At 70.2% G+C, this 6945-nt stretch carries 5 protein-coding genes and 1 tRNA gene; 5 read left to right on the forward strand and 1 reads right to left on the reverse strand.

Features of this window, described 5'->3' with window-relative positions:
* Positions 1-3: 3 nt before the first annotated feature.
* On the reverse strand, positions 4-642 hold the full coding sequence (locus K2X24_RS13860) for a LemA family protein (protein WP_292498972.1): 639 nt from the start codon (positions 640-642) through the stop codon (positions 4-6).
* A gap of 216 nt (positions 643-858) precedes the next feature.
* On the opposite strand from K2X24_RS13860, the gene K2X24_RS13865 reads away from it, so the two are divergent.
* From K2X24_RS13865 to K2X24_RS13885, 5 genes are all read left to right on the forward strand, one after another.
* Positions 859-1161, forward strand: coding sequence for a SelT/SelW/SelH family protein (locus tag K2X24_RS13865; protein WP_243911849.1), 303 nt, complete (start codon positions 859-861; stop codon positions 1159-1161).
* 71 nt (positions 1162-1232) lie between these two features.
* Positions 1233-3383, forward strand: coding sequence for an HWE histidine kinase domain-containing protein (locus tag K2X24_RS13870; protein ID WP_292498974.1), 2151 nt, complete (start codon positions 1233-1235; stop codon positions 3381-3383).
* Positions 3384-3870: 487 nt separating this feature from the next.
* Positions 3871-5151 (forward strand): methyl-accepting chemotaxis protein, encoded by a 1281-nt coding sequence (locus tag K2X24_RS13875; RefSeq protein WP_292498973.1) that lies wholly within the window; start codon positions 3871-3873, stop codon positions 5149-5151.
* Positions 5152-5224: 73 nt separating this feature from the next.
* Positions 5225-6757 (forward strand): AMP-binding protein, encoded by a 1533-nt coding sequence (locus K2X24_RS13880; RefSeq protein ID WP_292498975.1) that lies wholly within the window; start codon positions 5225-5227, stop codon positions 6755-6757.
* A 96-nt stretch (positions 6758-6853) separates the two neighbouring features.
* Positions 6854-6945 (forward strand) — tRNA-Ser (locus K2X24_RS13885).

Genomic DNA, 6945 nt, shown 5'->3' on the forward strand with positions numbered 1-6945 from the left:
GGACTAGAACTTGACGTTCGGCGGGCGCTCGGAATTGGGCGTCGCCGTGAAGGTCTCCATGGGTTTGGCCTCGGGGTAGAACCATGCGGCGATCCAGCGGCCCGGGATGGTACGGACCTCGGTGTTGTAGGCCTGCACCGCGCCGATGTAGTCGCGCCGCGCCACGGCGATCCGGTTCTCGGTGCCCTCGAGCTGAGACTGCAGGGCCAGGAAGTTCTGGTTCGACTTCAGGTCCGGATAGCGCTCGACGGTGACGAGGAGCCGCCCGAGGGCGCCCGAGAGCTGGTTCTGGGCGTCCTGGAATTCCTTGAACTTTTGCGGGTCGCTTACCGTCGAGGCATCGACCTTGACGCTCGAGGCCTTCGCGCGGGCTTCCGTCACGCCGACCAGCACGTCCTTCTCCTGCTGCGCGTAACCCTTCACCGTCTCGACGAGGTTCGGGATGAGGTCGGCCCTGCGCTGGTACTGGTTCTGCACCTCACTCCAGGCGGATTTCGCCTGCTCCTCCAGGGTCGGCACCCGGTTGATCGCGCCGCAGGCGCTGAGCGAAGTGGCGAGAAGGACCGCGGCCGCCAGGGCCCGGGCGCGTCCGAACCAAGCCCGCCCGGCGTGGCCTCCGGCGATGGCGGAACCTGAACGCATGATCGATACTCCCCAAAACGTCTTCGTCCGCGCGGCTTCGGCGGTCCGGCCGGTCCCTGCGACAGATAGGCAACCCTGGCCGTGCGGAAAGGTGCCGATCCCAAGCGCGACTTTCGCAAGCGGTCCATTCGCGCCCGCAGGCCCGGGCGGGACGGGCTTCGAATACGGGGCTCGCCATGGTTGACAACCCGAGGGGTATCGGTCGCTTTACCCGCCATGGTCGAGAACGCCCGCCCATCACCCGGAAAGCCACGGGTTTCCATCACCTACTGCACGCAGTGCCAGTGGCTCCTGCGCGCCGGCTGGATGGCGCAGGAACTCCTCTCGACCTTCCGGGAGGAACTCGGAGAGGTGGCGCTGGTCCCGGGCAGCGGGGGCGTCTTCGTGATCCTGTGCGGGCCGGACACGATCTGGGACCGCAGCCGGGACGGCGGCTTTCCGGACGTGAAGACCCTGAAGCAGCGGGTCCGCGACCGCCTCGCCCCGGAGCGCGACCTCGGTCATATCGACCGGCCATGAGCGATCCCGTTCGGAACGACAGGGCGGACGAGACCGAGGGCTGGCGCTGGTGGTGGCGCCACGCCCCCCTGATGCGCGCCCTGGCGCGCATCCGCCAGCGCGGATTCTCCACGCAGGTCTACCTCGTCGCCCTCGTGATCGCGCTGATCGGGCCGGGGCTCATCTTTACCGCCATCCTCCTCGTGCGCTACGCCGCCACGGAGCGGGCGCGCTTCGAGCAGGATTCCCGCGAGATCGTTCGGGGCATCGCCCTGTCGGTGGACCGCGACACCGCCGGCCTCGTCTCGGTGCTCCAGACGCTGGCGACTTCCCCTCGCCTCAAGGACAACGAGTTCGAGAACTTCGACGCCCAGGCCCGCCTCGTGCGCGACGCCATCGGCCTCGACATCCTCCTGCGCCGGCCCGACGGGCAGCAGGTGGTGAACACCGCCGTGCCGCGTGCCGCCCCCCTGCCGCGCAGTGCGCTACCGATCGACCGTGAACTCGCGACGGGAACACAGCGCGCGATGGTATCGGGCTTCCTGAAGGGCATGCAGCCCGGGGACGCCACCTACGCGGTGGCGGTACCCGTGCTCGGCGACGGCAGCGTCACCCATATCCTCAGCTTCACCATTCCGATCTCGCGGCTCGAGGGCCTCGTCGGCCGTGAGGCCGTCGCGGGCTGGACCACGGGTCTGTCCGATCGGGAAGGGCTCGTCCTGGCCCGCGTGCCGACGCTCGAGTCCATCATCGGCACGCCGCGCCTCGCCACCCTGCGCCAGCACCAGACCGCGACCCCCGGCGTCTGGGAGGGCAAGGACCGGCAGTTGAAGCCCGTCACCGTGGTGGAGGCCCGCTCTCGCCTGACGGGCTGGACGGCCACCGCTATCATTCCCCAGGCCCTGGTCGAGGCGCGCCTGCGCAACTGGATCTGGGCCTTCTGCGGCTTCGGCCTGCTGGTGCTGGCGACGTCTTCGATCCTCGCCGTCCACCTCTGGTCCCGCGTCTCCCGGCCGCTGCGGCGTCTCGCGGCCACGGGGCCGGCCCTGGCGCGCGGCGAGGCGATCCCGCGCATCACCTCGCCGATCCACGAGATCCGGCGTCTGGGCGACGTTCTGGCCGACGCCTCCCTGCGCCTGCGTACCCGCAGCGACGAGCGCGACCGGGCACTCGCCGAGACCGAGCGGGGCCTGAGTGCCCTGCGGGAGAGCGAGGCCCGCTTCCGCCACATGGCCGATTCTGCGCCGGCCCTCATCTGGATGACGGACGAGACCGCGCAGATCAGCTTCGCCAACATGCATTTCGATCACATGTTCGGCCTTGCCACCGCCGCGCAGATCACCGGCGACGATTGGCGGCGGATCATCTTCCCCGACGATTACGAGATCTTCGCGACGCTGTTCAGCAATGCCTTCGAGAACCGGGTCCCCTTTCAGGCGGACGTGCGTGTGATCGACCGGAACGGCATCGTGCGCTGGCTGCGCTGCGAGGGCGTGCCGCGCACCGACGATACCGGCAATTTCCTCGGCTACACGGGCTGCAACGTCGACATCACCGATGCCAAGCGCGCCGCCGAGCATCAGCAGCTTCTCATTCACGAACTCAACCACCGGGTGAAGAACACGCTCGCGACGGTGCAGTCCATCGCCGGGCAATCCCTGCGCCGCCTCGAAGGCGCCGAGGCCAGCGCCGCCCGTAGCGCGTTCGAGGCGCGGCTCCTGGCACTCGCGCGGGTGCACAACGTACTGACACGGGAGAGCTGGGACGGCGCCGAGCTCGGCAACGTCGTGGCGGATGCCATCGCCCCCCTCGACGCGGCGGAGGGGCAACGCTCGCGTTTCCACGTCTCGGGCCCGGCCCTTCGCCTTCCCCCCCGCCTCGCCCTCTCCATCGCGATGGCGCTGCACGAACTCGGAACAAACGCGGTGAAGTACGGGGCCCTCTCCCAGGAAGGCGGGACCGTCACCATCGCCTGGACGGTGGATCGCGAAGCCGAGACCCGCCTGAACCTGCGCTGGAGCGAGCACGGAGGCCCACCCGTGGTGCCGCCGACCCGAACGGGCTTCGGCTCCCGGCTGATCGAGCGCAGCCTCGCCCGCGAGCTCGACGGCGAGGTCCGGCTCGTCTTCGCCGCAACCGGCGTGGTCTGCACGATCGAGGCGCCGGTGCCGCCACCGACCCTGATCGAGCGCAAGGCCGGACTGATCGGGCCCCGGGAGATGATGCTCTCGCGCTTGGCCTGAGCGCGCCTGCCACCCCCGCCGGAGGGCGCGCGGCGGAGCCGTCGGATCGGTGGCCGATCGGAATGAGGTCAGGGCGGCGGCGTGTGAGCGCCGCCCGGTCAGCACCGCCATACCGAGGTCTGCGCTCGAAGGCCGTGGCCTGGACAATCATTGGTTGCGCATGGTTCCGTGTGTACTCGAGGGAGGGCGGTGAACACGCTGGAAAGGGCGACACCAGCATCCCCACGGTTCGGTTCGGCGGACCCCGATCGTGTTGTTGCATTGCAGATCTGGCCACGCGACGAAAACTGCCCTTGCGCGTGTGAGAGCTTCGAAACCGGAGTTCGGGGCGGATAAGGGGGTCTTAATAGTGTCTGGCTTAGGCTCTGTGAAACACCACCTGGATTGGCCCCCGATGCTCGGATTCTCGTTCGCACGTTCTGACCGGAAGCAGCTCCACGCTGCCGCTGCATCGGAGCCCGTCGCCGATACCGAGGAGGGGCGGCTGGTGAAGGCCGTGGAAAGCCTGCTCGCGAACCCGGACCTCACGGCGGTCGAATTGCCCGAAGGGCCGCTGCGGGGCGCACTCGAGGGCCTCCGGGCCGGGCGGGACAAGGCCCTCCTGCACAGCCTCGGCAGCACCGCCGCCCTGGCGCGGGAAGCCTCGGAAGCCGCCACCAACACCGGGTGGATGACCTACGACGTCGGTGAGGTCGCGCGCGCCACGCAGACCATCGCGGGGGCCACGGAGGAGATGGCCGCCTCCGTCGCCGAGGTCGCCCAAACCTCCGACACGGCCGTCACCGTCGCGCAGGACGCCCTCTCGGCGATGCAGGCCTGCATCGGCGATGCGCAGCAGGCACGCGCCGCCATGCAGGAGATCGACGCCCGCACGGGCCAGATCGTGGAGCGGGTCACGGTGCTGGAGCACGCCATCGCCCAGATCGAGGTCATGGCCACCGCCATCGCGGCGATCTCGGCGCAGACCAACCTGCTGGCGCTGAACGCCACCATCGAGGCGGCGCGGGCCGGCGAGGCGGGCCGGGGCTTCGCGGTCGTCGCCGCCGAGGTCAAGGCGCTCTCGGCCCAGACCGCCAAGTCGACCGGACAGATCCGCGCCCTGCTGAGCACCCTCACCACCGAGATGGTCACCATCTCGAATGCCGTCGGCGAGAGCCGGGGGGCCATCAGTTCGGGCCGCACCATCGTCGACCAACTCGAGCAGCGCATCGCCGACGCCAACGGGCGCATCGCGCAGGCGAGCGACATGAACCAGGCGATCTCGCAGATGCTGAGCCAGCAGCGCGCCGCCACCGGAGAGATTTCCAACAGCGTACAGAGCATCGCCGGCAAGGCGGCCAAGACCCACGAGGAGATCGAGAAGATCACCACGCGCCTGGTCCGCGCCGAGACCAGCGGCCAGGGCGTCCTCGACGCGGCTGCGCACCCGTCGTCCTTCTATCCCCTCGTCCGGCTCCCCGCCGATGTGGGCGCCTGGAAGCGCAAGCTCGCGCGCATCCTCGTCGGGCTCGCCCAGCCGGATGCCGCCGTCGCCACGCTGACGGGCCGGCCCGGTGACAGCATCGCCGCGCGGCTCGCGGGCTCCGCGCCCGCATCTCACCCGGCCTTCCCGCGCTTCGCCGCGGCGGAAGCCCGGGCGCTTACGGAAGCCGGCAAGGTGATCGAGGCCATCAAGGTCAGCAACTGGGATATCGGGACGCCTGCCTACCAGGCCGCCTCGGATGCGATGAAGGAGATGCTGACGGCGGCCCGGGAGATCACCGCCTGAGCGGCGCTTCGCACTTGTGCGGAGACTTGGTTTGCGCATCCGTAGGGTCGTCGAGATCACGGAGCCCCAGACCTTGTCATCAGCGCCCGACACCACCACCACCGCAGACCGCTTCAACGGCGCGCGCCACTGCCTGGCCGAGAATGCCCGCCTTCGCGCGGACAAGGTCGCGCTGGTCATGGCGGGCGCCGGCTCGGACGTCAGGACCCTGACCTTCGGCGAGGCCGATCGCGCGGTGCGGGGGATCGCGGCGGGCCTGCGCGACCTCGGATTGCCGCGGGGTGCGCGGGTGATGATCCGCATGGGCAACGAGGCGGATTACGTCCTCGTGTATTTCGGGGCGCTCGCCGCCGGCCTCGTCGCGCTGCCTTCCTCGCCCCAGCTGACACCGGCGGAGGCCGCCTTCCTGCTCGAGAATTCCGGTGCCGCCGCGGTCGTGGTCGGGGAGGCGAACCCGGTCGATCCGGCGGGCCTCGGGTCGTGCATCCGGCTCGGACCGGCCGACATCGCCGCCATGAAGGCGGGGCCTCCGATCGCCGATTACGCCGACACCCGGGCCGACGATCCGGCGACGCTGGTCTACACCTCCGGCACGACGAGCCGCCCGAAGGGCGTGCTGCACGCGCACCGGGCCATTCGCGGGCGGCGCCCGATGCACGCACACTGGCTCGGGCTCTCCGAGACGGACGTGATGCTGCATGCCGGCACCATGAACTGGACCTACACCCTCGGCGTCGGCATCACGGACCCCTGGGCCTGCGGCGCCACCGCGGTGCTCTACGACGGGCCGCGCGACCCGGCGCTCTGGCCGAGCCTGATCGCACGGCACCGGGCGACCCTGTTCGCCGCCGTGCCGAGCCTCTACCGCCAGATCCTCAAATACGGCGACCTCACGGCCCAGGATCTCGGCGCCCTGCGCCACGGCGTGACGGCGGGCGAGGCGCTGTCGCCCGAGCTCCTGGCCGCCTGGCAGGCCGCCACCGGCAAGCCCCTCTACGAGGCGCTCGGCATGAGCGAGATCTCGACCTACGTGTCGAGCGGCCCGACCGTGCCCGTCCGTGCCGGGTCCCCGGGCAAGCCCCAGCCCGGCCGCCGCGTCGCGATCCTGCCCGTCGACGGGCCGCCCGAGCCGTTGCCCGCCGGCGCGATCGGTTTGTTGGCCGTGCATCGCACCGAGCCCGGCCTGATGCTCGGTTACTGGAACCGGCCGGAGGAGGAGGCCGCCGTGATGCGGGGGGACTGGTTCGCCGGCGGCGATCTCGCCAGCCTCGACGCGGACGGCTACCTGACCTTCCACGGCCGCAACGACGACCTCATGAACGCCCTCGGGTACCGGGTCTCGCCCAACGAGGTCGAGGGGGTGCTCGCGGTCCATCCGGAGGTGGCCGAGGTCGGCGTCACGGAGCTCGCGGTGCGCGCGGACCTCACGGTCATCGCGGCCTTCGTGGTCCGCACCCCAGGCGCGACGGTGGATGCGGAGGCCCTGATGGCCTGGTGCCGCGAGCGGCTCGCCGCCTACAAGTGCCCGCGCGCCGTGCGCTTCCTCGATGCCCTCCCCCGCACACCCAACGGAAAGGTGCAGCGCAAGCGCCTCGTCCAGGCCTGAGGCGTGTCCAGCACGACGCATCGCGCCGACATTCTGCCGTATGCCGCGAAACGTCGCTTGACCCGCCCGGTGCGAAATTCTAGATCGGCGGCCTGCGGAGACGTGGCCGAGCGGCTGAAGGCACTCGTTTGCTAAATGAGCATACCCCGAAAGGGGTATCGAGGGTTCGAATCCCTCCGTCTCCGCCA

It is taken from the genome of Methylobacterium sp. (assembly GCF_019750675.1).
GTDB lineage: Bacteria > Pseudomonadota > Alphaproteobacteria > Rhizobiales > Beijerinckiaceae > Methylobacterium.